The sequence below is a fragment of the Streptococcus australis ATCC 700641 genome, from assembly GCF_000186465.1.
GTDB classification, from domain to species: Bacteria; Bacillota; Bacilli; order Lactobacillales; family Streptococcaceae; genus Streptococcus; species Streptococcus australis.
Genome location: NZ_GL636091.1, coordinates 1,329,596 through 1,355,730, shown reverse-complemented (window position 1 = coordinate 1,355,730; position 26,135 = coordinate 1,329,596). Strand labels below are relative to the sequence as shown.

Below are 26,135 nucleotides of genomic sequence, written 5' to 3'. Positions count from 1 at the left end.
GTTTTTCTTAATTTTTTAATGCTGCCAAGTCATTGTTTTCCAAAGCGACTTGCAAGTCTTTGCGGTAGCCAACTTTTTCATCTTCTGACCATTCATAGAAGCGTCCCATTTCATCCAAAACGGGTTCGACCATCGCATCTAAGCTATCCCGCATGAAGAGCATGTGGTTTGTCCTACGAAGAAGGAAGTCAACTGGGCTAAGTGCCAATTCATTGCGCATTGCATAGTGAAGTGATAAGGTATCTGCTAGGCTCAATCCAGGTGCTTGTTCCACGCTATGAGCAAGAGCGAAGACCTTAGGTGCATTGGATCCGTATAGGTTAGCTAGGTAGTGAGCTTCCTTGCTATCCAAGCCACGAGATACGCCAAGTTGAGCAAAGGCTTCGATTTCAGAATCCACGTTCGTTGGATTAATTTCTCCACCTGATACTGGATAGGTCTTAGAGTTAATCAATTTGAACTGACGGTCGAATTCTTCCTTGAGAATGGTCAAGACACGCTCCATAGCTCCTTCAGCCATCTTGCGGTAGTCTGTAATCTTCCCACCAGCAAGGGTCAAAAGACCACTGTCATCGCGATCAAGGCTTGATCCACGAGAAACAGCAGATGGATCCAAATGTTTTTCAGAAGTGCTACCTTCCAAATGGCTGATTGCTGATTCAACATCTTCACGCGATTTTTCTTTAGAAAGATAGCCTTCAACTGTTGCAATCAAAGCATTAAAGCTCTCATCACTGATAGTGCCGTTGTTTCCACCATTGTAGTCAGAAGCACTGTTTCCTGAGATCAACGGACGAAGACCAGCCCAGCTACTTTCGATATCATCGATGGTGATGTGAGCTTCTGGGAAGCGGTTATTCACGATTCCCAACAAGTAGTCGACATCTTCTTGAGTTACTTTTGGATGCTCTAAATCACCAGTGTAGTCTGTGTCGGTTGTTCCGAAGTAAGTTTTGTTTTCACGTGGCAAGACGAAGACCATCCGACCATCTCCAAGCCCTGTGTCGAAGTAGACTGGTTGAGAAACTTTGATCTTGCTAGAATCTACGACCAAGTGCACACCCTTGGTTGGACGCATTTGTGAATGCTGTTCTCCATCGTTTGAGAGGTTACGTACTTTATCGCTCCAAGGACCAGTTGTATTAATCACCAAACGAGCCTTGATTTCAAAGACTTCATCAGTCAAGAGATCACGCGCTACTACACCTGTAATCTTACCAGATTCATCAAAGAGGAATCCTTCTGCTTTTACGTGGTTGGCGATGAGAGCACCATCTTGGTTGGCACGTTTGATATTTTCAATCACCAATCGAGCATCGTTGTTACGGAAGTCTAGGTAAACCCCGCCACCAACAAGACCTTCTTGTTTCAATTCAGGTTCCCGAGCCAACACTTCTTCTTTGGTCAAGACCTTGTTGGCAGCTGGTGTATTGCTGACACCTGCCAAGAGGTCATAGAGGTCCATGGCTACCTTGAGACGGAAGAGGCTAAAAGTTGCCCCATCTTCATCATAGACTGGTAAGAGCATTGGGTCTGGTTTTGGAATATGAGGAGCAATTTGTTGCACTACTGCACGTTCTGATACCGTATCTGATACCACTTCTACGTCAAATTGTTTGAGGTAACGAAGTCCACCGTGGACCAATTTTGTTGAACGGCTTGATGTCCCTTCCGCAAAGTCCTGCATTTCAATCAAACCTGTTTCAAGACCACTTGCTGCTGCTTGCAAGGCTACCCCAGCACCTATGATCCCACCCCCGATAATCAAAAGATCCAGGGTGCGTTCTTGCATTTTCTTAATCGATAATTCACGAGTTTTCTTTGAAAATTCCATCATTCTTCACTTTCTATCCTACTGGACTCTTGACTAGTCTTCAACTTCTGCAAAGAGTTGGGTAGCTTTAACAGCTTTCTTCCATCCTTTGTAGAGTTGTTCTTTACGAGATTCGTTCATAGAAGGCTCGAAGACTTCACCAGTTGCATTGAGTTCTTTCAATTCATCTAGGTCTTTCCAGTAGCCGACTGACAGACCAGCAAGGAAGGCTGCCCCCAAAGCTGTTGTTTCCAAGTTTTTGGCACGAGCGATATCAATACCGAGAATATCCGCTTGGAATTGCATCAAGAAGTTATTCATAGCTGCTCCACCGTCCACTTTAAGGACTTGAATAGCCGTCTTAGAATCAACTTGCATGGTATCAATGATATCCCGTACTTGATAAGCGATGGATTGAAGAGTCGCCTTGATAAAGTCTTCTTTGGTTGTTCCACGAGTCAAGCCAAAGACAGAACCACGAGCATTTTGATTCCAGTATGGTGCTCCTAGACCTGTAAAGGCTGGTACTACATAGACTTCATCGTTGTTGTGAGAATCACGCGCATATTGTTCAGATTCAGGTGAGTTTTCCACCATACGAAGACCATCACGAAGCCATTGAATGGCACTACCCGCGATAAAGATAGATCCTTCTAAGGCATAGTATACTTTCCCGTTAATTCCATATCCAATAGTAGTCAGCAAGTTATTTTCAGATAGCTGCATCTCTTCACCTGTATTCATGATGATGAAAGATCCAGTACCATAAGTATTTTTAACCATACCTGGTTCAAAGGCCAACTGTCCAAAGAGGGCTGCTTGTTGGTCACCCGCCATACCTGAGATAGGAACTTCTCCACCGTAGAAATGGAAAGGAGCTGTTTTCCCATAGATTTCAGAGTTTGAACGCACTTCTGGAAGCATAGCCTTTGGAATATTGAGGATTTCCAAGATCTCATCGTCCCATTTTAGGTCTTTGATATTGTAGAGCATGGTACGAGCAGCGTTTGAATAGTCTGTTACGTGAGAAGCTCCGTCTGTCAACTTCCAAACCAACCAAGTATCGATGGTTCCAAAGAGCAATTCTCCTTTTTCAGCACGTTCTTGTGCTCCTTCTACATGGTCCAAGATCCAGCGAATCTTAGTTGCTGAGAAGTAGGCATCAATGACCAAACCTGTTTTTTGGTGGAATTTTTCGACATAACCTTGGCTCTTAAGCTGTTCAGCTAAAGGAGCTGTTTGGCGAGACTGCCAAACAATGGCATTGTAGATTGGAAGTCCAGTATTCTTATCCCAAACAACGGTTGTTTCTCGTTGGTTAGTAATTCCGATAGCTTCGATTTGTCCTGGTTTGATGCCACTCTCGATAAAGGCACCAGCGATAACAGACTGAACAGAATTCCAGATTTCATTTGGATTGTGTTCAACCCAACCAGCTTGAGGGAAAATTTGCGTGAACTCTTTTTGACTTGAGCTTACTTTTTCTCCTTTTTTATTAAAAATGATGGCTCTAGAACTTGTTGTTCCTTGATCAATGGCCATAATGTATTTTTCTTGTGACATGAACTGTCCTCCTGGGAAAAGAAATATTCTTTAGGAGATGTACTCCTTACAATCTCTAGTATACAAAATAAATCGCTTTCATGATCATCAATTTTTTTAAAAATTTAAAAAAATATGAGGAGCGTCTATTGAATCGTTAGAGCCAGAAGAGATTTCCACACTTCTGTTATATTAAATTTTCTGACAAATCTAAGCAATTTCCAGCAAAAAAAGAGAGTGGGACAGAAATCGGTAATTCGTTAGAATTCGATTTCGTCGTCCCACCTCCGCACAGTTGAGTAGGGCTGTAAAAGCTGATGAAATCAGCATAGTAGAGCCCACTCAACCACTGCGTCTTGCTCGACAATTCAAAGACAATTCAGAGGCTAGGACTTTTATCCCAGCCTCTCTTCTGACATACTAAGTATTGGTATCCCCATAGATCATCTGGCGAATATTGGCTAGATCAATTAGGTCTAGGTCATATTTCAAATAATAGACAGGGATCCGCTGGGTATGGCTAATAGGATTGTTGGTCACAATCAAATCGTAATCTGAAGCTGGATCAAAGGCTTCAATGGTAATAAAACGATTGTACTCTAAGTAGCGCTTGAGGACTTCTGTCATCCGTGTATAGCCTAAATAGCCCACTGTTAAGTCTAAGCCAATCTTAATTTGTCTCCCACTATTTTCTGCGATATAATCCATTAACTGGAGCCACTCCCACTTGATTTTTTTTTTCCAGAGTTGTCCCTTGGCAAAAGATCGGAAGTTTGCTAAAGATAGTGACTGCTACTTCTCTATAATCATGACTAGTAAAGACATAAGGATTGTGGCTTTCAAGTTGGTACTTATACTTGTCTTGAAGAAGATAGCCTGTAAAAAGATAGACCTGTCCACAAATTTGGCTTAATTCATAGGTCACAGGGCCTTCGATATAATCCCCTAATAACTTCTGCGTTTTCATCTCTTGAATGAGTTGCGTCGTCAAATTACCAATCTCTCCCCCAAAGCCTAAGATGTACTCCATAGTATGAAGCGGGAGGATCCGGTGGGTGACAAGGAAAGCAAAGAGGACTAACATCTCTCCATCTTCATGGCTAAGAGCGATGTGTTTCCCAGAAAAGAACTGGTTTACCCGACGAAACAAGCGTTGGTAAAAAATGTTGTCCGTATAGCCCTTCATCTTCTGTTCAATTTCTTTAAACTGACAGGCATTGACCTTAAGTCGTTGCTGGGTAATGTGGGACCAGAGAACAAAATCCAAGCGTTGGCCTTGAGACAACTGGGCACCACAGAGCTCTTCTAAGGTTTCAATTTCGGTTTGTCTTTCTTTCTTGGCAAGTTCTTGTTTCCAGTCTTCACTAGCCCAAACCTTTCGTAGCAAGCCAAAATAAAAATAACGAATTTTATGTTCAGGACCCTTGAGGCGCCCATTGTGGATGGAAAATTGAAACTCAGCTAATAATTTGTTTAAGCCCGAAATATGTCGCCCTAATGTCGCTTCACTAATCAAGAGCTCCTGAGCTAATTGTTGAGCTTGAAATTGACCTTGATAAAGCAAATAGATCAATAGTTGGTACTTGATAGCATTGTCCAAAAAAGCCCGTCGAATGTCACGCCCCTTTGTATCCGAACCCACAAGAAGGCGAAGATTTTCATCTTCTAGTTCAATGGAAAGGGCCAGTTGATTCTCTTTGGCCTTGTCATTGATCAGTGCAAGATATTTGTTCAAGGTTGCTTTGGAAAAATCTGTCTCCGCCATCACTTCTGACAGACTGCTTGGAGAATGTTGCTGCAGATGAGACAGGATTAAAAACTGCCCACCCTCACTTTTTTCCATTAAATCAGCTAAATGCATTTTCAGAAAACCCTTCCATAATATTAGTTTTAGCATAACACAAAACTTATGAAAGTCGAAATATAATGCTTACCAGTTCCTTCTATATATTGCCCATCACTAAATTATAAAACCTCCCACCGAAATTGGATGAGAGATCAAACTCCATTTCTATGATTTTCGTATAGCCACTAGCCAAGAGGATACTAGGATTTCAATAATAACCAGAAGGATAATCTGAGGAAGAGAACTCTGAACCAGCATGAGAACAGCTAGACTATCGATCAACATATGAGAGAGGATACAAGGAACAGCTCCTTTCGAGTACTCCTTGAGAGCTCCAAATAGGAAGGTATTCCCTAAAATCATCAGGTAAAAGATGAGATAGTTGGACGAACCTGCTGTAATCCAAGGGAGTTGATAGATAGGGATGTGCCAGAGGAACCAGACAAGGGAAAGAACCATCATTTTAGATATAAAGTGCTTGCTAAAGGAAAGATGCTCTTGTAAAAACCAACGCCAACCTACTTCTTCCAGACCTCCATATAAAAAGGTCCAGGGGAAATAGAGGAAGAAGGCCAAGAGGGAGTTCCCAGTAAAGCGGACATTCATGAGCAGGATGGAGATCCCATAATAAATGATGGGGATGAAGAAGGCTAGCATCCAGGACAGGTTACTTTCTTTTTGAAGAAAGATCTTTTTGAAAAATTCTCCCAGGGATTTAGTTTCACCTAAGACGATGGAAAAGCAAAGAGCCGTTATCATGGGAATCAAATTCATTAGGATAAAAAGAAGTGAGGCCCCCATACTACTCCTATCTGGGAAACACCATAGGATAACTTGCTCTACTATATATGTAGCAAGGAGGGCTGTCAGTGCATACCAGATAGCGACTGATTGTTTTGAAATAAATTTGCTCATTATTTCTCCTTTACATTTACATACTTCTTTCTTGCAATCATGATTGCTAAACTAATAATAAGAAATTTACTGACTAGAGATAGCCATCCATCTTCATTCACTAGAATCTGAGACAAGGAATTGATACAGGCATGAGTCATAACACAAATCCATAAATTTTTCGTTTTATGATACAAGGCCGATAAGATAAAGCAGTTAGTTAGCAGACCTACTAGAAACGGAAACAACTGAATGACAGCTAAAGAACCATCAATGTAAAAGTAAAAAAGATGCCAGATAGACCAGGCTAAAAAAGTGATCAAAGTAGCTGAAAGATAAGGTATTCTTTCCTCCAAGGTTGGTTGAAAGAAATAACGCCAGCCAATTTCTTCAATTCCACCAAAAAGAAGAGCCTTGAAAAAGAGCACCACTGGCAAGACCAACGATTGAGTGGTAATCTTAGCACCTAAAATAAATGGGAAAAAGTCAAGCAGCAAGAAAACAAGCACCAAACAATAATTTGCTAAACTGTCTTTGACTTGAAAAAAATCTTTGAGAACTTGTTTAAAACTAGATTGATGGTAACTAATGCTTGCAAGACTGCCCCACAAAGCTGATGACAAACCACCTACAATAACAGCGATGATCCCCATTGGTGATGTAAAATCAACCTTCACTCCTCCTACTCTTAAAAAGCAAACCAAAAGGCTGACTCCTAATACTTGACCAAAGGTTCCTAACAAATACATAGATAGGGCTTGCTTTCTACTCATTCGTGATTCCTTTTCTATTCTTTCATCTAGTTCATGGCTCTATTAGATTTGGAGCTTCCCCCTAATCCGCATCAACCCAAAGATGGTATTGTTCACAGTGTAGACATCGAAAGAGATAGCCACACATAGAACCATCCTTGACTAAGTATTCAGCCACATCCTGAAATTCATCACGCGCCTCATATTCTTCCAAAACTTGCTCTGCAATGCCCATCTCTTCCAGTTCACGAGTGCCAACTGTCCCCATATAGGCACAGTAGTCTTGGCAACAAGAGAGCCAATATTCGCCCTGCCAACTACTATAGCCTGGAGTTTGACAGAAGAGGATCTGATCTTTTTCCTTATCCATGACCCCTTGCCAATCAGCATCTTGGATAAACTCTGCTTCAAACTTTTGGGCAGCACGACCAGTAGAAATACAAGTTGGACAGAGATGTCTTAGCTCTTCTACACAATAAGCTCTCAGAGCATAATAGATGGTGTGATCTTCCCCACACGAAGGGCAGGTCTTAGGCTCCCCTTCCTTAAAGGAACCCGTCGCTAGTGGATCCGGATGATAGCGGAAGGTTGGCAATTCACGAACTTTCTCCTTATGAGCCTCTTTTTCTTTTTCGGTTAATGGACGAGAGAGAGCAAAACGATCTCCATGACTTAGACTCATCTTTTCTAAGGTGAAAAGTTTCTTAACTTGCTTGCGATCAGACTTGTCTACTAGCTCTGAGAAGAGAGCAAAGGCACTGGCATACAAGCCCAACTCCTGATACACATCCACCAAGACCTGCTTAGCTTCTGGAGTTCCCAGTACGGTCAGCCGATCCGCAAATTCATAGAAAGCCAGCACGCTGGATGAATCCTTATCTTGCGCTTGGAACTGCTTTTTTAAGTGGATATATTCTTTCATAGAATCGTTCATAGAATTGCTCACTTTCGTTTTTATAGAGAATCAAATCCTAGTTTTTTTCTTCAGGTGATTGTATTCTAGCGTTGAAAATGTACTTTAAACCCATACTTACCAGCATTTTGCTTGAGTTTTTCAACCAACAGTTCATTCTGTTTACTTTTACCAAAAAAGAAGGGAATGGTCTTTCCATTTCTGAGTTCGATATAGAAAGCATAGCGACTCCCACCACCAGCGCGACCACGGAGCAATAAGTAGGTTATCTGCTTCATCTCTTTCAATGGGATCATACGACGACTGAAACACAAAGGCACATGAATGTAGAAGATGCCATGGTTAATATGGAAGGGCGCAAAGAAGGGACCACCACTACGTTTAGCGATTGCCCTTCTTCTCAAGATAAGGAGAACAGTGAAAAAAAGCAAGAAAACTAGCACAAATAAAATTAGAGTATACTCTATTATCTTTCTAAATTCTAACACGCTGTCTTTCATCCTCTATTTCATCTCAACCCATTTTTCATTGTCCATGATAAAGGGCTTAGCTAGACCTTCACCGGTGTAATCTTGGTATTTGGTCTCCAAGTATTTGTAGACATCTTCCTTGGTCGCAAATTTGATGGCTTGGTAAGGTTCTTCAAAGGTTAGCTTTTCAACAAAGAGATAGCCGTCCTTTGCAGGAACCAAGACACCGACGTGCCCGACAAATAGGGTATTTCCGTCTAGGTTATCATGAACGATGACGGAAAGCATGCGTGCATTTTCATTGAACTTGAAGTGAGAAAAATACTCTTCCATCTTCTTGGCATGGACTTTGACATCCGTTGTCGCCTCTGTCGGAACCCGTGAATAGAGAATGTTAAAAGCTTCCTTGTCTGCCTCATCGAAGACTTTCCCTTTTTCAATCGCATCATTGTCCACGAACAAGAGTTCACTGTCCGCCTGCTGCTTAGGAATCTCGATGCGGTTCTTCAGCAAGGTATAACTATTGATCCGGCAGTTGGTCCCGACGAAATCTCCCTTTTTCTTGGTCCACAAGTCACTAATCTTCTCCACATCGTATTCCGTCTTTTTGAAGGTGCTAAAGTCGCCCGTCAAGCCAACAGAACCAACGATATTATCATAGTCCGTTACTAGACCTAAAAACTTGTCTACACTCTCCTGATCCAAATAAGCAGATAAGAGAGCACGCACTTCTTCGACACTAGCCTTGCTATTGAGGTTGCTGTAAGTTCCCTTGTAGTGCTCCTTGTCTGAACTGGCCTTTTGGACAGTGGAGCTCTCCTGCTTTTCCTTGGATTGCTTTTGGTTGGTCCCACAAGCTGCTAAAGCAAAGATAGCCAGGGCACAGCTAGTAAGGAGCATGATTTTTTTAGATGGTTTCATAAACTGGTTCCTTTTCTATATACTAAGATGTTTTGTAACATTGAATTGCGATTTATAACATGATTCATTTCTTTTTCTATCGAATCTCCTTATCCTATATTATAGTTTAAAACGGACTTAGCTCCAACTATTTTTCACGAAATGAGGAAACTTTATAGGTAGCAAAAAAAGAGCTGGCAGACTATCCAGCTCTTCAATATGTTACATTGGACTTATTTTGTATTCATCCCTGTTCAACTAGCAATTATTGGTAGAAAACGTGTTTTGATCATCATTATGCCTCTTTTCATCATTTTCTATCCTAGCTATTTTATATTCATCAGCCTCTTTTAAGTTCTTCAAATCAAAATTAAAATTATTGTTTAATTCAACCAATCTACTTGAGCATGTTCTATTGCGTACTCAGCTTCTTCTTGAGTAAATTTTCTTTTTATGACAAGTAATTCTAATAACTCCTCTTTTGACATGTTTCCAGGGTTTGCAATAGCTTCCACTTTTTTTACAGCTTCCTCCTTCCAATCGAAATTAACTTGTTCTATAGCATAGTCAGCCTCTTCTTGAGTAAACAGTTCAACATTTATAAGTTGCCAAACTAACATTTCTTTTGAAAAATGAAACATTTGAAGTGATTTTGCTTTTAAAACAGCTTGCTCTTTCCAGTCTATATTAAGTTTATTCATAGCGTACTGGCAAGCATCCTCTGAATACCAACTTGTTAGATCTTGTTCAATTTTCTGTTTCGATAAATGAGATTTTTCTGACAAAAAGAGAGCTTTTACATATGCATCTGTAGATTTATTTGAATTTTTATAATCATAATACTTCGTACTAGAACTTGAAGTCTTACTAGAACTTGAAGAAGAGTATTTTTTATAATCATAATAATTCGTACTAGAATTTGAAGAAGAGTATTCTTGTACAGGATAAGTTACCTTTGATCCTGAATGTGAATTTTGCCATTCATTATAACTTCTTTGATAACTATATACCATAAAAGCTATCCATATTACCATCATTCCAACCATCGCAAAAATAACTGTAAAAAATTTTCTCATAATGACTACCTTTACTTGTTTTTCTCCAATGGAATACTTGATTTATCTTGACTACTTTCATGAGTATTATACCATAAAATATTGTTCATTTTTATTTACTAAAGTAAAAGTCATTATACAATGCATAAAAAAGTGACTGCAATATTTCAACTGCAATCACTCGCTCAATTGTGAGATAAAAAATAACAAAGGATTATTTAATCTTATGTTTGTTCATCTTTTCTTCAAAGACTTCTGTCATGATGACACGCAATTCTTCCCGTTCTTTTTCAGGAAGGTCTCCTTGGCGCTTGGCCACGGCATAGAGTTCAGGATAGCGCATGGCTACACGCTCGATCGTCTTTGTTGTCGCATGCCCTCTGACAAAGAAAGGAATACGCTTGATCCATTCTTGCGGGACAAGAGCGAGCAACTTCTTCGCCGCTTCTTTATCAGAAATCTCAGCTGTACTCAAACCTTGGTTGATTTGTTCTTGTTCTTTTTCTGTAAAATCTTTTAATTCCATATCCATCTCCTTATTCTACTAATTTCTTTACCTAAGGACACATTATACACCTATGTAGGGAAAAGTACAATTAAAGGAACTGAAAAATAGAGCAAGGGCAAGTCAGCCCTCACTCTATCTTTTAGTCGTTAAATCTTATGAAGTATAGTGATCTTAGATTTATTGTGGAGCATCTCCTTTTTGTTTTAAGTAATAGTCACTTGCCTCCGTTAGTTTTTTATAATAATGATCGTAACTCTTACTAAATTGTCTAATCAGGGGAATTGCTACTTCATAGTAGTGATGGTCGATCAAAAATATTTTCAGTTGATCTTATATATTTTCCATTGGACTTGTTTTGAAATCATCACTGTTCAAATAGCGATCATAAATAGAAATTGTGTCCTTATTTTCATTATGCCACTTTTCATAACTTTCTACCGCAGCTATCTTAGCTTCATTACCCTCTTTTAAGGTCTTTAAATAAATACTAGAACTATTGTCTAATCCAACAAATCTATTTTTGCATGTTCTATAGCATACTCAGCTTCTTCTTGAGTGAATTTTTTATTCTCAACAAGTATTTCTAATAACTTTTCTTTCGAAATCTTGCCACTGTTTACATAAGATTCCGCTTCTTTCACAGCATTCTCCTTCCAATCGAAATTAACTTGTTCTACAGCATAGTCATCCTCTTTTTGAGTAAATAGTTCAACATTTATAAGTTGCTCAACTAACCCTTCTTTTGAATAACGATACTTTTGAAGTGATTTTGCTACTAAAACAGCCCGTTCTTTCCAATCTATATTAAGCTTATATACAGCGTACTGGTTAGCCCCCTCTGAATAGTTATAAATCTTTATTTTATCTTTGATAGCCTGCATCGAAATTGGAGAATCCTCTGACAGTTCTTTAGCTGTTGCATATGCCTTTCTAAATTCTTCTTCTACTAAAGTTGGAGAAAAAAGTTTTTTAACAAGCAAATTAAATAATAATTCGAAATTATCATTATATTCATCAATTGAATTAGAGTATTTTTCTACAGGATAAGTTTCTTTTGTCCATGAATAACTCGAATGATTATGAGCTTCTTCATAAGCTTTAATATATCCATTATACATAATAGCGAACATTCCTATCAACAATACAAAAATCGCAAAAATAAATATCAAAAATTTTTTCATAATGAATACCTTTACTTGTTTTTAGTCAAATTAATTTGTTATTTTGTTCTTAATAAAAAAATATTGTAAACTCTACGGTCTCATTCATACAAATACTTCCTTACTATATTTGTCTTTTTCTTTAAGGATAGGATAGGATAAACAATCTGTACCCTATTCTTCTTTTGGTTGGACTTGCGTATGGGCTAGCAGATCTCCTAGATGCCTCTTATCTCTCCGAAACATCGTCATTGCCAGTAAGGAGACTGCGAGTGAAGTCGCCGAAATAGAGAGGCTAATGGATAACATATCAAAATCACTATAGAAGCCATGAATCGTGCCCATATGACCGAGTTGCCAAGGTAAAAATTTGATGACATTTCTAATCAAGCTAGCTTGCACTGTTTTTTTCTGGTAGACCAGTTCAAGTCCTGCTTTTCCCTTCCCAAAACTCCCATTTTTTGCATAATCCAAGTATGTGAACAGGAGGGTGATTGGCAAAATAGAAGTTAAAAATACAAGCCACTGCGACTGAATTTCTGTAAACTCTGGGACACCATTAAAAAAGATGGTGTAAATAAGCATAGAAACTATAAACAGAAGAACTAAATAAGTTAGAATGAAAAGATAATCGAATAGAAATTCTATCATTCTTTTTTTAACCGAAATAGGATTGATTGCTAACATCTTCATCACCGTCTCCCCCTTTCTCATCTCCTATTATAATATAAGGGTACGAATAAAGAAACAATTTATAAAAAAAGACTGAAATACCTCAATTTCAGTCTTCTTTCTTACTAATTTTCCCTATAAATAACAAAGCCATTTGGCTGAATGATCAAGCAATCATGGGAAATGCTTCCAAGACTCATCAGATCTGCCTGTCCTCTTTCTAAGACAACATCTTTCTTCGACTGGTTAAAGTAGGCTTTGAGCATGTTACCTTCATGCCGCCATTCTACTGCCACTACATCTGGCTCTACCTCTTCCAGACTCACTTTACCATACTGAATCATGCCTGCTACTTCTTTTCGGAGCTGGATCAAGTCCTTCATAAAGTTCAGCATGTCATTATCAGCTACCACACGCTCCCATGGCATGACACGGCGGCAATCTGGGTCTGGACCACCGATGAGGGCTAGCTCTGTTCCATAATAGATACAGGGCGTACCCCGTTGCAGATAAAGAAAGGTCAGAGCAGACTTGACAGACTGAAGATCTCCTTTGCCCGTCGTCAAAATGCGCTCTGTATCATGGGAGTCCAAGAGGTTAAACATCACCTCAGAAATCTGTTGCCTGTAGTACATAGACTGGCTATTGATCTCCCAAATGAAGCGCTGGGTCTCCTTATGCCCCCGCAGGAAATAATCCTTGATACTTTCAGAGAGGGGATAGTTCATAACGGCATGGAACTCATCGCCCTTGAGCCAAGGTTGGGACGAATGCCAGATTTCCCCGAGGATATAGAGATCCGGCTTCTTGGCCAAGACCGCCTTACGGAAATCCCGCCAGAATTGATGGTCGATCTCATTGGCTACGTCCAGGCGCCAAGCATCAATATCAAACTCTTCAATCCAATAAGTCGCAACCTTCAAGAGATAGGCCTTCACCTCAGGATTAGCCGTATTGAGCTTAGGCATATAGCCCGCAAAGGCAAAAGCATGGTAAGACAAGTCGCGACTATTCCACAGATTTTCTGAGGAGACAGGGAACTCTTTAATATGGAACCAGTCCTTGTAAATCGAATCCTTCCCGTATTTGACCACATCCTGCCATTGGGGTGAATCATAACCAATATGGTTAAAGACGGCATCCAGCATAATCTTCATCCCACGCGCATGGGCCTCTTTCACTAGCTGGCGGAAGGTCTCCTGATCACCAAAATGTTGATCAATTTCAAAATAGTCAACGGTATCGTATTTGTGGTTGCTCGGCGATTCAAAAATCGGGCAAAGATAGAGACCTGTAATTCCTAACTCCTGCAAATAATCTAAATGATCAATAATGCCTTGCAAATCTCCACCAAAGAAATCCAATACTTGAGGGGAAATAGAGGCATCCCAAGGACGGACACCTTCTGGTGAAATGGCTGGATTCCCATTAGCAAAGCGCTCAGGGAAGATTTGGTACCAAATCGTCTGCGCCACCCAATCCGGAACATCACACCCATCAATCTCATGGATAAAGGGAAGCTTAAAACCGTTCATGACGAAGTCCAGGTTCTCCTTGTTATAGGCTGCCACACCTCGATCTCCGTACAAGATCTTCTCTCCCGTTGTGTCCTCTAATTCAAAGAGGTACTGGATCCTTGCATGGCGGACAGATACCGACACTTGCCAATAATCAAAGAGGTCGTCTGTCGTCACCTTGTCCATTTCCTTGGTCGCCTCATAAAGATCCTCTATAAAAATAAAGGGATCCCCATAGTGCAAGACAATCCGTTTGATATCTTCTTTCTTGGTCCGGATGCGAATATGGAGCTGGCCATCCTTATAAAGATAGGCATACTCCGATTCAGGCCGATGATAAATCGCTGTTAATTCCATCTGTCTCGTCTCCTACTATATTCTCTTTTCATCATTTACCGTTTTATGCAAACGATTACATAAAATCATTTATTAGTATACAACTTTATGAAAAGGTTTGCAATATGTTGAGAGAGATAATTTTAGACTACTAACTTTATAAGATTGTAATGCACACAAAAAGCCCAGCGATTGGGCTATAAGATCTTTATTGAATTATTCTTAAATAGTTATTTCAATATTTTTATACAAAATGTCCGCCTTGTCACATCAAAGAGAGGTGGGCGGTCCTATTAATTACATTATACAGTTTTTACTAGATAATTCAAGTGTTATTCGTATTTTTTAAAATTTACTTACACAATTATTCATACAATCACAATCAGAAAATTAAACCTACAAGTATAGTTCAAAAATAGATCATTCTAGTTTGCACTTTCCAGAATGGCCTCTTCTCTCAGTCGCTCCACGTCTTCTACCGTGGGATGCCATCCTTCAATCATATTGGTGCTCAGAGCAAACCAGACGCTCTTAAAAACCTTTTTGTTGTCAAAAATCACACCCATAATCATCATTTTTTCTTTATCTACATTTAAGGTCATATTCTACCTCCGTCCTATTATTATAGCATATTTTCAGTCATTTTAGTTCTCCTATTTAGTACTTACCCTACACAAAAAGCCCAACAATTGGGCTTTCTCATTATCAAAATAACTTATACTCATTCCTTACTTGTATGCCGCTTTCCAAGGCTTAGCGCTTGCTCTTCTGACATTTGAACAACCTTAGAAAAGTTAGTATTGCGAGGCATACTGTCCAAAGAATACCAATATACATCCGCACTCCCATTTCTGGCTACATAAACTACTGGAGCCAGTTGAGGAGTTGGTGCTGCAGGCTCTACAGGTTGAACTGGCTGTGCAGGCACTGCTGGCTGACTCGGTTGAGGGGCTTGACTTGGTTGCGTCTCTACAGAAGGGCTGGCTGGTTGTGGTTGGCTACTTGGTTCTGTCGGCACTAAAGATGGCTTGGCAGTTCCCTTCAGATAGTCAATGGTCGCATTCTTAGAGTAGTTGTCCAAGGTAACGGTGGTAATCCCATAAGCATCTACTGACTCTTTGGGACTACTTAGATGGATAGGCAGAAGGTTGCCATCTCGATCAATTCCTACATATTGCAAGGTCACCTGCCGAGGAATCAATTCATCCCCCGTGTAGACAGGTGTCACCTTGTAGTCCAGCCAATAATTGGGGTGGGTGGCTAGCCAGCTATCGAGTCGTTTCTCGTAGTAGAGCATGCCCTCCACATTGCTATCCGCTGTCCCTTTATAATTCCCCGTATTGGTCCAGGCAGTTAGAGGAACCAGATTTTTCCCTTCATTGCTCAGACCACTAAACTGATAGCCGATCAAATGCCCTCTGTGGAACAACCAGGCCTTCTTTCCTTTATTTCCATAAGCAATCTTATAATTGTGCCAGCCAACCGGATTATAGCTGAGACGTGGTTCTCTTTTTTTCTTTGGCTCATCCTTGTCCTGCAGCTGAATATGAGCGGAGGTCGCACGACCCAAATGATCAAACTCACCTAGAACGAGCTGCTTGTTACTAGTAAAAGGTAGCAGATTAAGACTTTGGTAGTCCAATACTGATTGCTGAGCTTGAACTCCTTGAACAAAGGTTAAAGACATGAAAATCGCGACTATTCCTACGAAGATATTTTTCAAAAACCGTTTTGTAACCATAATAAACTCCCGTATTACTATCTAGTATTATTATAGCAGAAAAAAGCGGTTACAGAACAAATAATTTTTTAGAACCTATTTTATGCTATTTTTATTACTAGTAGACTATCAGGGATTTCAAAATATTATTTTTAATTCTATTATTTGAATGTATGGTAAAATAACTAAAATAATGCTAAAAAGCAACGTTAAAACGATAAATGCCACGTAAAGTAGCAAAAATAATGATAATGCAACTTCTACTTGCTTGTGCTGTAATCATCGTTTATTCTATACTAAAATCAGTCATATTGCTACTTTATGACAAATTACATCATAAAATATAGAGGAGGTCATACAACATGACATTTGCTGAAAATTTAAAATCCATACGTAAACAAGTAGGGATGTCACAAGAACTTTTAGCTGAAAAAATCGGTGTATCCAGACAAGCTGTAACAAAGTGGGAAACTGGTGCTGGAATTCCAGATATCGAAAATATGATATCCATCTCAAACCTATTTAACATCTCTATCGATGAGCTAATCTGTAATGAAAGAACTAGTCTTAAGACAAGCGAATATCTTTTTGAAAGTATCACAGAGTATGATATCGATAAGATAAAGAGCTATGATATGAAATTTGGAGGCGCAGAAAAGTTTGTATTGTCTGGATACAAGGGAGAAAAAATTCGAGTTCGTCTGGTATCTAACCTTCTTCCTACACTTCAAAATGATTTTAAAGTAAAAATTGATGATAGTAGAAAAAGAATTGACGTAGATGTAAAACGTTATAATGGTGTAACAGAGGCAACGGCTAAAGAAACTGTCAGTATCTTTGTGCAAATCCCAACTCCCTATATTAGTCACATTGAATGTGCGGTTCGTGCAGAGTCTGTAGAAATTCACTCCCTAGAATGTGACAATATCGAACTTGACGTTAAGACATCTCGTTTAACCCTAGAAGATATTTCAGGTAAAGTAAAAATAAACTGTAATCTTGATATGGAAGTATTATGTCATTCATTAAACGGTGAAGTTAACATTAACCAGATTTCAGCAACATCCAGAATTCGTATTCCTGAAAACAGCCTATTTACTGCTGTCACCAAAGGGATTGGAACAAACATTTATTATGAAAAAAATGGGCAAAAAACTGAACCTTTCGATTTACCCGATGCAGATAATATAATTGAATTGAATGGTATTAAGAGTGAACTGGTTATCTATACAGCTGAAAAAAGAGGGTAACTAAATGAATGTAAATTATTTAAAAAGATACATCATCAGTTCTTATGTACTTGTTTGGGCACTCATTATTTTCGTAGCAGCTCCTGCAAGTTTAGTATTTAAGGTTCCACCTGTTATCATGTGGATTGTACGAAATATCGTCGCATGGTCTCCATCATACCTGCTTTTATTTGGATGGAAGTATTTCAGGACTGATGAGAAAAGAACAACTTTCCTTAAGCGGTGTTTCTCTGCTAAAGTTTCGTTACTCCCACTTCTATCTTCATTTGGTCTTACATTTGGGCTCAGTATTTTATCACTCTTCATCTACTCACTTATAACCCCAAAAACAATGCTCTCCTACATCAATCTAGGAACCGTATCATTGCCACTAAGTGTTTTCTTATCATTTACATCAGGTCCGACTGGTGAAGAATTAGGGTGGCGAGGTTATATGAGAGAAGAATTTAATAAAAAATATCATTTTTTAAAATCCTCTATATACCAAGGCCTAGTCTGGTGTTTCTGGCATACACTTCTGTGGGTTGTAGATTCAAAATTTACGGACTGGCGGGCCGTTCCTTATATTATTTCTAATATAGTTGTGATTACATCTATTACTATTTGTATGAATATTATTTTGGAAAAATATAATAATCTGATTTATTCTATTTTCATGCATTTTGGCTTTAATATCGTTTATGTATTTTTGGATGCAGATATCGGATTTTTTATCATTTTGACCTTGCTATACCTACTTATCACACCGATTGCAATTCATATACGAAATAAAACTGTGGAGGGATTGTGATTGGAAAAATCCTCCATTAACCGTAAAAAATTTGACTTTAAAGGTCCTCCTACAAACTGGCTGTTTAACTTGTTACAAACATAAAAAAGCGAGATAAATTGTATAATCATATAAAAAGAACACCAACAAAAAAATCATCTGTTGGTGTTCTCTTCATTTTTAGATTTCTGAAAAAAACTCTTAACCATGTATCAGTAGATACCCTTTATCTCTATTTTTCATGAACATTGTCTTATAAACCGCAGATTACAGTCTTAATATATATGGAGAAATACATCTATTCTAAATCAACTTATATTCATACCACTCTTCATCTACTTTCTGAAATCCCAAAGCCAAAAACATTCTTTGACTTTGAGTATTAAAAGGATAAATTTGAGCAGTTACCTTAACCATTTCTTTCTCTTTGGCCAGCTGTATCATTTCAGAAATACATCGTCTTCCGATCTGTAAATTTTGATACTCTTTGCTGATCACTATAGAAAGTTCCGAGTTATCTTGAAGTGTCACATCCCCAACTAACACTCCCTCATATTGGATATAATAGCAAGATCCGTGTGAAGTTAGGTAATCATACATTTTATGAAGTTTTTTTAGATCGTAAATCTGTTCAGTATTATCAACTTGTTTGCAAATCTCACTATCTTGATACCAAAGAAGGGAAATGTCATCATTCCTATAATAAGGAATAAGAGTGATCTGTTCGTCTACTATTCTATTCATCATGACTTGTTCTTATTTCTATCTAGAGGTTTCTTCCAATACTTCAATATTCCCCATCAACCAATTGGACATCTTTTTGCCCTTGTCTTTATAAGGGTTGGGAGGAAACAAGGTGAAAGGGGGATGCTGGCATCTGGGAAGAATAGTTCTACGCTTATCGTTCGCTCGCGATTATGATTGACGTAGGCTGTAAAATAGATATGGTAATGTCCACTCACATCACCACCATTATCATACTCGCCCCTAGCAGTATTTGGTAATAATGTCACAGATTCTATGTCCTGCTTTTCCCGGGCTAAGTGTGCGATGATCTCACGCGTTATAGCAGCCTCATGATTTCTGACGAAATTCCCATCATCACTATATCCAGGATGCTCACTAAGAGAATAGAAAACAAGGACCATCAGAAAGGGGAGAGAAATTAAAAAAATGATTAGCTCATTTGATTTTAACATGGGGGTTCTCATCCTACTTATAAAAAATCTTGACCCAATCCTGCTTTGCACTATGGATACGAGCAACATACACTGTATGCTTCTCAATATAATAAAATGCGAGATAGTTCTCTATTGGCATATAACGATAGGGTTTTCCATCATTCGTCATCTCACCATAGCCCCGGCTTGATACCAGAGGACAGGGTTCTTTTTTCTATGACTTCTCTTTCTTTTCTCGAAAATGAAAAAGTTTTTGTCAAGCAAATTTTTTTAAAATAATCTTGTTCATGACCTTACGTAACGATGTATAATAAGTATGAGGAGGTGGGTAATGATGGCTAAATATAGAGCAATTCCGGAAGGATTTATGACAGTTGGGCTACTTGCTAAGAAAATGAACCTTACTGTCCGTACTCTACAATATTATGATAAAGAAGGGTTGCTTTCCCCATCGGCAGAAAGTGAGGGTGGTCGCAGGCTTTATACCGATAAAGATTTAGTACTACTCCATCAGATATTGTCTTTAAAATCATTAGGTTTTTCTCTCAAGGATATAAAGTGGCGTTTGATCTCTTTGAAAACACCTGATGATGTTGCTAAAGCTCTTACGGAGCAGGCAGATGTTCTTCGTAAAAATATAGAACAACTTAAGGATTCTTTGGTCGCAATAGAGCAGTTAAAGGCAGAAGTTTTACAAATACAGACGGTCAATTTTAAGAAGTATGCAGACATCATTGTCAATCTACAGATGAAGAATGACTCCTACTCTCTCATTAAGCGCTTTGATGATGATACGCTCGACCAGATACGCAGTCGATTTGACAAGAAAAGCGGACTAGACTTTATGGACAGATTGAACCGCCTAAGTGATCAAATCGTAGAGCTTCAAAAAGAAAACATACCAGCCGAAAGCGAACAAAGCCAACAGGTTGTGAAAGAATACTGGGGCTTGATTATGGAGTTTACAAATGGTGATATGAGCATGCTTCCTAAGTTGATGGAAGTTGGTACTATTGATACCGCCTCAAACGCTTGGGAAGAAAAGCAAAAAATCGTCAATGATTATATAGGACCTGCCCTGCAAGTCTATTTTTCAAGGCTTGGAACAAATCCCTTTGAGGAGGTAGAACCATGAAAGACGCGATAAAGATTTCTGGATTAAAGAAAAGTTATGGTAGCAAATTGGTTCTTGGAGGCCTCGATTTTCAAATCAAACAAGGAGAAATATTTGCTCTGCTCGGAGTAAACGGAGCTGGTAAAACAACAACGCTTGAATGTATCGAAGGTCTGAGAAAATATGACGAAGGCACTATAGTTGTAAATGGGAAAACCGGAATTCAACTACAGTCCTCCTCTCTACCCGTCCACATCAAACCGATGGAAGCCATAAAACTCTTTGCAAAATGGAATCATACACACATTGATGATGTTATGCTAAAGGCCCTTGGCATAAAAGAAATTGAAGAGTCGCAATACATAGAATTATCCACTGGGCAAAAAAGAAGATTACATCTTGCTCTTGCACTTATCAGTAATCCAGATATTATTTTTCTCGATGAACCGACAGCGGGACTTGATGTTGAAGGACGACTATCTCTCCATGAACAAATCCGAAAGCTCAAATCACAGGAAAAGACAATCGTCTTGGCAAGCCACGATATGGCCGAAGTTGAAACCCTATGTGACCGCATTGCCATTTTGAATAGTGGTAAGATCGTTTTTTGTGGTACTCCTTCAGAACTGACAGAAAAACTTGGAAGAAAATATTTCATCCATTTAAAAACACAGGAAGGGGAGAATACATATGAAACAGATACGATCGAGGATAGCTTAATTTCATTATTGGAAGAATGCAAACAGAAAAATATCCAGATATTGGATATCAAGGTTGATCGTGGCACACTGGAGCAGCATTTCATTGAAATAGCAAGGAGGGGTTTGGAATGACTGGGTTTTTATATAGCCTAACATTACAGTGGAAATTGGACATACGAAGTAAGTCTCTCTTGGTTACTTACTATATTGTACCGCTTATTTTCTTTCTTCTCATGGGTGGTATTTTTACTTCCGTTATGCCTGAAATGGGTAGCACACCTATACAGTCAATGATTGTCATGAGTGTTTCAATGGGAGCCTTTCTCGGTTTACCGCCTTCCTTGATTGAAACATACGGAAGCGACATAAAAAAGATTTATAAAGCAAATGGTGTGCCTATTCATTTAGGATTGGTGACAATGGTTTTCTCTGCCTTTGTTCATTTGATGATTACCTGCATGGTGATCCTACTACTTGCTCCAATTTTATTTAAAGCAAATCTACCAAGTCAATTTCCCTTATTCTTTCTCGCGCTTGCCATCTACATTTTTGTATCGTTGAGTATCGGAAGTATACTGGGCCTTACTGTTAATAATCAAGCAAAGCTGACCATGATAGCACAACTTATCTTTTTACCATCAATTATGCTCTCAGGAATCATGTTTCCCATCACCTTACTGCCTGATTTTCTCCAAGCAATAGGGCGTCTTTTCCCCGCTTCTTGGGGATTCCGATTGATGGTCGATTATGGTTTTGGTCTTGAAAATCTTTGGTATCTGATTCTTGTATCCTGTATCTCAGTAATGACTTGTATCCTCCTCTTGAATAAACAAAAATCTAACTAGGTGTCTGGATAATGCCATGGTAGCATTTACTTTAAAACAAAAAGCGACGAGATTGTTTCTTATCTCGTCGCTTTAGTGTTTTTGGTTGTTTTTATCTAGTTTACTCTATATCATTTTTTCATGCAGGACAGTACAATGGTCCTAGAAATTGCAGTAAGAATATCATTATCGCTGCCTAAAATGTTAGAGTCAATTATGGCATATCAGATTCATTACACATTTCCAATGAATCACTCTTTAAAAATGGTACCACCAAATCAATCCACTCTTGAGGCAGGTAAGCTGACAAATATCCATGATTATAACCCTTTGCTTCATACAAGATCGTGTTGGGATGTAGTTGTTGAAATAATTTTGCCGATGCTTTCACACAGTTCGATTCTTTTTCACCATAGATATACAGAACCTGCGCCTTGCTTGCAGAAATCGTGTCCTCCAGCTTGTAACGCCCCATATAGGTTTTGTATATGGTCACCAATGTTTTGATAGGCGTCCTTGGAAGATCCTCCAAATAATAAGCTTTTATCTCCTCTGGATAAGCCAGTTTAGGATAGAGTTTGTCCATCATGCTTAACTGGAGTTTGCAAGAGAATTTACTGAACATCAGTTTGCCAAATAGTGATACTAGAAAGATGCTGATTTTAGCTAATCTTGGTTGAGGAATACAGAGGCTTCTGTCTATAATGGCCTTCTCAGCTATCTCGCTGTCTAAGGACAAAAGCTCCATAGCAATTTGACCGCCAAGCGAAACACCACCAATCGCAAACAACTTCCCGCCACAGTGTTCTTTGAAATAGTCTAGGATCTCCAAAGCAGAATCTTCCGTAGAAATATAATCGAGTTGATATTCTTCACCGTGGCCATTCAAAGTGGGTAGAATAATACGGTATTCTTCTGACAAGATTCGTGCTTGACGAAGATAGTTCCACCAAGAACTACCACCGCCATGTATCAGCAAGATAGGAGGCAAATTCTTATCCCCAAATTCATGGAATTTCATATTTAAACTCCTTACTGTAAGACTTTCACTAGATACATCCTTTTTTAACGTTATTGTACTGATATTTTTAGACAGAGTTTTTATTATCTATCTCACAAAAAAGAATGAAACTGCCACTCCTTTCTGAAATCTATACCTCCACCTATTTCTCCAGTTTTATCACCTTATCATAGCGCTTCAAGTCCTCTTCACTATAGTGATGAATCACTTCTACAAGTGTTTGAGGGAGGGAGAAGAGAAGTTGACTGATTTTCTCTTGATTATTAAAGTCCAGATTAGCTTTGACCTCATCAGCTAGGATAAATTGGCGATTGTGATAGAGAGCACGGGCAATTTCCAAGCGCTGCTTCTCACCGCCTGACAGAGTCTGGTTGCTAAGGTTTTTGTTTTGAAGAGTTTTCAAACCAGTTTGCCGAAGGATTTCATCCATCCTTACAGTATCAAGTTTTTGTCCCAAAGCAATATTTTCCTCTAGGCTCAAACCATCAAAGATATGACTAGATTGAAGAATATAGGCTCCTGCCTGATAGAGTTCATCCGAGGTTAGCTCTTGCCCATGGTAGCGAATCCGACCATGACTAGGCTCAATTTCACCATAGATTAGGTTCAGTAAGGTCGTTTTTCCAGATCCACTTTCTCCGATAATGGCAATCTTTTCCCCTTCCTCAATAGTGAGATCACAAGAGGCTAGGATTTCTTGACCATCACGCTCTACACTGACTCTCTCTAACTGGATAGGAAAGACGGAATCTTCGAGAACAGAAGGCATATCCAGGTCTACTCTCAATAATTTTTGATATTTGTCACAGAGAGACTTGGCTGATTTTCTAGTATTGATAAAGTAAGATAACTCCTGAAATTGATAGCCAATATTATACGATACGAGGTAAATCCCTACAAAGCTGGCTGCAGATAGGTAGTTATAATAGGTCATGAAACCACCAATGACAATAGGCGCAACAGAGCAAAAAGCATCAATTCCATTGATAAAGAGACTATTTATGGTCCGTTGCTTTTCATAGGCAATTTCTTCCTTTAGAGCCTTGTGCAAATCTTTAGAGAACAGTTTGTAAAACAAGCTTTGTCCTCGATAATACCGTATGGAACGAGCACCTGCGATCATATTGGTTGCTTGAGAGACATAGGCTTGATTAGCTAAGGACTTCTCCTTCGTAATTTCATCCAAACGTTTAGAGCCAATTCCACTACAAAGAACAGGTATCGAATAAAAAATGATAAAGAGCAATCCAAGATAAAAATTAGTCCAAAGAGCATAACAGATAGAGACAATTGTAAATCCCAAAGAAGAAATGATAATAACAGTCGGCTCAATATAATTATCTTCTAGCTGTTTTACATCATTTTCCAAGTCTGACAAAACTTCTTCATCTGCTATCCGACGGCTATATAGAAAAGTCTGAAAGATATCCTTCTTAATACCCGACTTGAAGTCTGTCAGCACTCGTGCATAGTAATAACGTTTCCCCGCCAAACCCAGCAAGAGAATCAAATTTCCAACAATTCCCCAAAACAAGACCTGCCATAGCAAATGCAACTGGTGATTGGTAAAACTAGAGACAATATACTGAATCAAAGCTGGGGTAATGATAGCCTCCAGCCAAGTAATCATAATTGCCACAAAATAGATGAATAAGTGCTTCTTAGTTACATAAGATCTAAGCATAACGTATAAACCTCCTGAAGTTATTTACCGACTTAGATAGTCGTTTTTTCTAGATGGGGATATAATAGGAGCCTGAATATTTAAATGAAACCATTAAACGTAACTATACATTATTGATTAATGATTTGAACTAATCGATTATAGTGATCCTCCGCACTTTCATCAAAGCGGCTCCATTTTGAATTAGTCGCTTGCTCTACTTCTTTCAAAAATTCAGATGTCTCATATGTCAACTTTAAAAGTTTTTTCACAACTTCTTCAAAATTTTCTCTTGATAACTGAGTCTCTCTAGAGTACTTAAAACCACGTTCTGTTATAATTGAAGGTCTGGTTCTCGAATTAATTTGATCATCAGAAAATCTATTAAGATGAGCCAAATCATTTCTTAGAGAGAAGAGATTATCTAATTTACCTATTACATCAACATCATCTATATTAATATCTAAAAGTTTTGAATACTTTTTATATTTTCCAGAAAATTTTTTTCCATTAGAATATTTTGTTGCAATGTTATTTAAACATTGTAAATACACTTTGGAATCGTAATTTTTCTTTAGGTCTTTCATTAATTTCTCTTTTTTTATCCCCTCAAAACCTTTTACTAACAAATCTATATTGAGTTTTAGCAACTCTTTGATTGAATCCTTAAAATACAACTCAAGGACACCTGTCAATCTTAAAATATAATAGTTTACAAAGGTACTATACATTTTTGAAGAGATTTCCTCTAAGTCAGTGAATATTGGAGCAATATACTTTTTATCAAAGTCATCTTCAATTATCCCTTCCTTAATACTTTGCTTAATTGCTCGGTTCTGCAATATTGTAAAATCAGACTCAAGCACTTGCAACATAATAATTGACTCGCCTCTTAATTCATTCACTAAATTTGAAAATATATGATAGGATGCTCCAATCTCTCCGTTAGCTTTGTTTGCTGATTTATCACGTTCCATACTCATTCTGTGCTTTCTCCCCTACTTAATTAATAGTTCTATTTTATCCCATAAACTCAAAAAAGACCATAGCTAGAACGCCTACTCTCTTAGCTATAGACTTATAAATTCTCTTTTGTTACTTTTAAAAATTTAACGATGATGCTGCCGTTTTCACTGATTGAATTCTCTTTGATTATTATCAAGCGTCAAATTTAGATAAGTTTCATGGTACCTTTCCAGTTTTTGTTCTTCATTAAAATTACTCCACTTCACTTCTAGATTTTCCTTATTTTCTCGAAAAACCTCTATGGACCTGAGGAAAGCTTGCTGCAGGGTTTCTTCATCAATATGGCGATTGGTGCACCCCCACCAAAGCTAAAAAAGCCACTGTTGCCAGTGACTTCATAAAACTTTTCGCTAAAAGGTTTCTAGGCTTTCATGAGCAGTGATACCGCCTCAACATGAAACGAGTGAACACTAAGTATGTCAAATGAACCTGTATGTATGTGGAAACATGTCTATAACACTTTTAACGATATCACAAGATTGTTGTTA

General features: G+C 38.5%; 24 protein-coding genes and 2 pseudogenes. 5 read left to right on the top strand and 21 right to left on the bottom strand.

The window, feature by feature from the left end:
* Window positions 1-7: 7 nt before the first annotated feature.
* From glpO to HMPREF9421_RS06150, 15 genes and pseudogenes are all read right to left on the bottom strand, one after another.
* On the bottom strand, window positions 8-1,834 hold the full coding sequence (gene glpO, locus HMPREF9421_RS06215) for a type 1 glycerol-3-phosphate oxidase (protein ID WP_040803025.1): 1,827 nt from the start codon (window positions 1,832-1,834) through the stop codon (window positions 8-10).
* Between the two features lie 33 nt (window positions 1,835-1,867).
* A complete protein-coding gene (gene glpK / locus HMPREF9421_RS06210; protein WP_006596161.1) occupies window positions 1,868-3,376 on the bottom strand; it encodes a glycerol kinase GlpK in 1,509 nt (502 codons plus the stop codon).
* A 399-nt stretch (window positions 3,377-3,775) separates the two neighbouring features.
* A pseudogene (locus HMPREF9421_RS06205) lies at window positions 3,776-5,216 on the bottom strand (helix-turn-helix domain-containing protein).
* A gap of 150 nt (window positions 5,217-5,366) precedes the next feature.
* Complete coding sequence (locus HMPREF9421_RS06200) at window positions 5,367-6,116, bottom strand: CPBP family intramembrane glutamic endopeptidase (RefSeq protein ID WP_006596158.1); 750 nt, start codon at window positions 6,114-6,116, stop codon at window positions 5,367-5,369.
* Window positions 6,116-6,868 carry a CPBP family intramembrane glutamic endopeptidase gene (locus HMPREF9421_RS06195; protein ID WP_006596157.1) on the bottom strand — a complete coding sequence of 251 codons (753 nt, stop codon included), beginning with the start codon at window positions 6,866-6,868 and terminating at the stop codon, window positions 6,116-6,118. The genes HMPREF9421_RS06200 and HMPREF9421_RS06195 overlap by 1 nt, the downstream gene beginning before the upstream one ends.
* 61 nt (window positions 6,869-6,929) lie before the next feature.
* The gene (locus HMPREF9421_RS06190) at window positions 6,930-7,781 is read right to left on the bottom strand and encodes a CbrC family protein (RefSeq protein WP_006596156.1); all 852 of its coding nucleotides are present in this window, start codon (window positions 7,779-7,781) and stop codon (window positions 6,930-6,932) included.
* Window positions 7,782-7,846: 65 nt separating this feature from the next.
* On the bottom strand, window positions 7,847-8,260 hold the full coding sequence (locus HMPREF9421_RS06185) for a hypothetical protein (protein WP_006596155.1): 414 nt from the start codon (window positions 8,258-8,260) through the stop codon (window positions 7,847-7,849).
* 3 nt (window positions 8,261-8,263) lie between these two features.
* Window positions 8,264-9,151, bottom strand: a complete 888-nt coding sequence (locus HMPREF9421_RS06180; RefSeq protein WP_006596154.1) for a DUF4300 family protein — start codon at window positions 9,149-9,151, stop codon at window positions 8,264-8,266.
* Window positions 9,152-9,513: 362 nt separating this feature from the next.
* Entirely contained in the window at window positions 9,514-10,206 is a 693-nt protein-coding gene (locus HMPREF9421_RS06175) for an Ltp family lipoprotein (protein WP_006596152.1), read from the bottom strand.
* A gap of 193 nt (window positions 10,207-10,399) precedes the next feature.
* Window positions 10,400-10,711 carry a hypothetical protein gene (locus tag HMPREF9421_RS06170; RefSeq protein WP_006597213.1) on the bottom strand — a complete coding sequence of 104 codons (312 nt, stop codon included), beginning with the start codon at window positions 10,709-10,711 and terminating at the stop codon, window positions 10,400-10,402.
* A 482-nt stretch (window positions 10,712-11,193) separates the two neighbouring features.
* Window positions 11,194-11,874 carry an Ltp family lipoprotein gene (locus HMPREF9421_RS06165; RefSeq protein ID WP_006596149.1) on the bottom strand — a complete coding sequence of 227 codons (681 nt, stop codon included), beginning with the start codon at window positions 11,872-11,874 and terminating at the stop codon, window positions 11,194-11,196.
* A 153-nt stretch (window positions 11,875-12,027) separates the two neighbouring features.
* Window positions 12,028-12,567 carry an RDD family protein gene (locus HMPREF9421_RS06160; RefSeq protein ID WP_006596148.1) on the bottom strand — a complete coding sequence of 180 codons (540 nt, stop codon included), beginning with the start codon at window positions 12,565-12,567 and terminating at the stop codon, window positions 12,028-12,030.
* An 83-nt stretch (window positions 12,568-12,650) separates the two neighbouring features.
* On the bottom strand, window positions 12,651-14,399 hold the full coding sequence (locus HMPREF9421_RS06155; protein ID WP_006596147.1) for a glycoside hydrolase family 13 protein: 1,749 nt from the start codon (window positions 14,397-14,399) through the stop codon (window positions 12,651-12,653).
* A gap of 404 nt (window positions 14,400-14,803) precedes the next feature.
* Window positions 14,804-14,980 carry a hypothetical protein gene (locus HMPREF9421_RS10980; protein WP_006596146.1) on the bottom strand — a complete coding sequence of 59 codons (177 nt, stop codon included), beginning with the start codon at window positions 14,978-14,980 and terminating at the stop codon, window positions 14,804-14,806.
* A gap of 119 nt (window positions 14,981-15,099) precedes the next feature.
* Window positions 15,100-16,119 (bottom strand): DNA/RNA non-specific endonuclease, encoded by a 1,020-nt coding sequence (locus HMPREF9421_RS06150; RefSeq protein WP_006596145.1) that lies wholly within the window; start codon window positions 16,117-16,119, stop codon window positions 15,100-15,102.
* Window positions 16,120-16,460: 341 nt separating this feature from the next.
* On the opposite strand from HMPREF9421_RS06150, the gene HMPREF9421_RS06145 reads away from it, so the two are divergent.
* Both HMPREF9421_RS06145 and HMPREF9421_RS06140 read left to right on the top strand, forming a co-directional pair.
* On the top strand, window positions 16,461-17,348 hold the full coding sequence (locus HMPREF9421_RS06145) for a helix-turn-helix domain-containing protein (protein WP_006596144.1): 888 nt from the start codon (window positions 16,461-16,463) through the stop codon (window positions 17,346-17,348).
* A 4-nt stretch (window positions 17,349-17,352) separates the two neighbouring features.
* Window positions 17,353-18,138 (top strand): CPBP family intramembrane glutamic endopeptidase, encoded by a 786-nt coding sequence (locus HMPREF9421_RS06140; protein ID WP_006596143.1) that lies wholly within the window; start codon window positions 17,353-17,355, stop codon window positions 18,136-18,138.
* Between the two features lie 282 nt (window positions 18,139-18,420).
* On the opposite strand, the gene HMPREF9421_RS06135 is transcribed toward HMPREF9421_RS06140, so the two are convergent.
* The 3 genes and pseudogenes from HMPREF9421_RS06135 to HMPREF9421_RS11060 all read right to left on the bottom strand — a co-directional run.
* Window positions 18,421-18,864 (bottom strand): GNAT family N-acetyltransferase, encoded by a 444-nt coding sequence (locus HMPREF9421_RS06135; RefSeq protein ID WP_006596141.1) that lies wholly within the window; start codon window positions 18,862-18,864, stop codon window positions 18,421-18,423.
* A gap of 53 nt (window positions 18,865-18,917) precedes the next feature.
* Window positions 18,918-19,316: a hypothetical protein gene (locus HMPREF9421_RS06130; protein ID WP_231911630.1), complete on the bottom strand. Its 399-nt coding sequence runs from the start codon at window positions 19,314-19,316 to the stop codon at window positions 18,918-18,920.
* Between the two features lie 13 nt (window positions 19,317-19,329).
* Window positions 19,330-19,506: pseudogene (locus tag HMPREF9421_RS11060) on the bottom strand (type II toxin-antitoxin system RelE/ParE family toxin); the annotation flags it as partial.
* 123 nt (window positions 19,507-19,629) lie between these two features.
* Between HMPREF9421_RS11060 and HMPREF9421_RS06125 the strand changes: the two are divergent.
* From HMPREF9421_RS06125 to HMPREF9421_RS06115, 3 genes are read left to right on the top strand one after another with little or no spacing between them, the layout of a single operon-like run.
* Entirely contained in the window at window positions 19,630-20,433 is an 804-nt protein-coding gene (locus HMPREF9421_RS06125) for a MerR family transcriptional regulator (protein WP_006597069.1), read from the top strand.
* Complete coding sequence (locus HMPREF9421_RS06120; protein ID WP_006596137.1) at window positions 20,430-21,245, top strand: ABC transporter ATP-binding protein; 816 nt, start codon at window positions 20,430-20,432, stop codon at window positions 21,243-21,245. The genes HMPREF9421_RS06125 and HMPREF9421_RS06120 overlap by 4 nt, the downstream gene beginning before the upstream one ends.
* On the top strand, window positions 21,242-21,958 hold the full coding sequence (locus tag HMPREF9421_RS06115) for an ABC transporter permease (protein WP_006596136.1): 717 nt from the start codon (window positions 21,242-21,244) through the stop codon (window positions 21,956-21,958). The genes HMPREF9421_RS06120 and HMPREF9421_RS06115 overlap by 4 nt, the downstream gene beginning before the upstream one ends.
* 193 nt (window positions 21,959-22,151) lie before the next feature.
* Here HMPREF9421_RS06115 and HMPREF9421_RS06110 read toward each other — a convergent pair whose 3' ends face one another.
* The 3 genes from HMPREF9421_RS06110 to HMPREF9421_RS06100 form a co-directional block, all read right to left on the bottom strand.
* Entirely contained in the window at window positions 22,152-22,958 is an 807-nt protein-coding gene (locus tag HMPREF9421_RS06110; RefSeq protein WP_006596135.1) for an alpha/beta fold hydrolase, read from the bottom strand.
* A gap of 142 nt (window positions 22,959-23,100) precedes the next feature.
* Window positions 23,101-24,642: a streptosactin export ABC transporter GggC gene (gggC, locus tag HMPREF9421_RS06105; protein WP_006596134.1), complete on the bottom strand. Its 1,542-nt coding sequence runs from the start codon at window positions 24,640-24,642 to the stop codon at window positions 23,101-23,103.
* A 110-nt stretch (window positions 24,643-24,752) separates the two neighbouring features.
* A complete protein-coding gene (locus tag HMPREF9421_RS06100) occupies window positions 24,753-25,604 on the bottom strand; it encodes a HEPN domain-containing protein (RefSeq protein ID WP_006596133.1) in 852 nt (283 codons plus the stop codon).
* Window positions 25,605-26,135: the final 531 nt, after the last annotated feature.

Coding starts and splice junctions, on each gene's coding strand:
- HMPREF9421_RS06145 (WP_006596144.1), top strand. CDS start 16,461: ATGACATTTGCTGAAAATTTAAAATCCATACGTAAACAAGTAGGGATG.
- HMPREF9421_RS10980 (WP_006596146.1), bottom strand. CDS start 14,980: ATGACCTTAAATGTAGATAAAGAAAAAATGATGATTATGGGTGTGATT.
- HMPREF9421_RS06195 (WP_006596157.1), bottom strand. CDS start 6,868: ATGAGTAGAAAGCAAGCCCTATCTATGTATTTGTTAGGAACCTTTGGT.
- HMPREF9421_RS06165 (WP_006596149.1), bottom strand. CDS start 11,874: ATGAAAAAATTTTTGATATTTATTTTTGCGATTTTTGTATTGTTGATA.
- HMPREF9421_RS06190 (WP_006596156.1), bottom strand. CDS start 7,781: ATGAACGATTCTATGAAAGAATATATCCACTTAAAAAAGCAGTTCCAA.
- glpO (WP_040803025.1), bottom strand. CDS start 1,834: ATGGAATTTTCAAAGAAAACTCGTGAATTATCGATTAAGAAAATGCAA.
- HMPREF9421_RS06150 (WP_006596145.1), bottom strand. CDS start 16,119: ATGGTTACAAAACGGTTTTTGAAAAATATCTTCGTAGGAATAGTCGCG.
- HMPREF9421_RS06125 (WP_006597069.1), top strand. CDS start 19,630: ATGATGGCTAAATATAGAGCAATTCCGGAAGGATTTATGACAGTTGGG.
- gggC (WP_006596134.1), bottom strand. CDS start 24,642: ATGCTTAGATCTTATGTAACTAAGAAGCACTTATTCATCTATTTTGTG.
- HMPREF9421_RS06155 (WP_006596147.1), bottom strand. CDS start 14,399: ATGGAATTAACAGCGATTTATCATCGGCCTGAATCGGAGTATGCCTAT.
- HMPREF9421_RS06160 (WP_006596148.1), bottom strand. CDS start 12,567: ATGAGAAAGGGGGAGACGGTGATGAAGATGTTAGCAATCAATCCTATT.
- HMPREF9421_RS06140 (WP_006596143.1), top strand. CDS start 17,353: ATGAATGTAAATTATTTAAAAAGATACATCATCAGTTCTTATGTACTT.
- glpK (WP_006596161.1), bottom strand. CDS start 3,376: ATGTCACAAGAAAAATACATTATGGCCATTGATCAAGGAACAACAAGT.
- HMPREF9421_RS06115 (WP_006596136.1), top strand. CDS start 21,242: ATGACTGGGTTTTTATATAGCCTAACATTACAGTGGAAATTGGACATA.
- HMPREF9421_RS06200 (WP_006596158.1), bottom strand. CDS start 6,116: ATGAGCAAATTTATTTCAAAACAATCAGTCGCTATCTGGTATGCACTG.
- HMPREF9421_RS06130 (WP_231911630.1), bottom strand. CDS start 19,316: ATGTTAAAATCAAATGAGCTAATCATTTTTTTAATTTCTCTCCCCTTT.
- HMPREF9421_RS06175 (WP_006596152.1), bottom strand. CDS start 10,206: ATGAGAAAATTTTTTACAGTTATTTTTGCGATGGTTGGAATGATGGTA.
- HMPREF9421_RS06120 (WP_006596137.1), top strand. CDS start 20,430: ATGAAAGACGCGATAAAGATTTCTGGATTAAAGAAAAGTTATGGTAGC.
- HMPREF9421_RS06100 (WP_006596133.1), bottom strand. CDS start 25,604: ATGAGTATGGAACGTGATAAATCAGCAAACAAAGCTAACGGAGAGATT.
- HMPREF9421_RS06110 (WP_006596135.1), bottom strand. CDS start 22,958: ATGAAATTCCATGAATTTGGGGATAAGAATTTGCCTCCTATCTTGCTG.
- HMPREF9421_RS06180 (WP_006596154.1), bottom strand. CDS start 9,151: ATGAAACCATCTAAAAAAATCATGCTCCTTACTAGCTGTGCCCTGGCT.
- HMPREF9421_RS06135 (WP_006596141.1), bottom strand. CDS start 18,864: ATGATGAATAGAATAGTAGACGAACAGATCACTCTTATTCCTTATTAT.
- HMPREF9421_RS06170 (WP_006597213.1), bottom strand. CDS start 10,711: ATGGAATTAAAAGATTTTACAGAAAAAGAACAAGAACAAATCAACCAA.
- HMPREF9421_RS06185 (WP_006596155.1), bottom strand. CDS start 8,260: ATGAAAGACAGCGTGTTAGAATTTAGAAAGATAATAGAGTATACTCTA.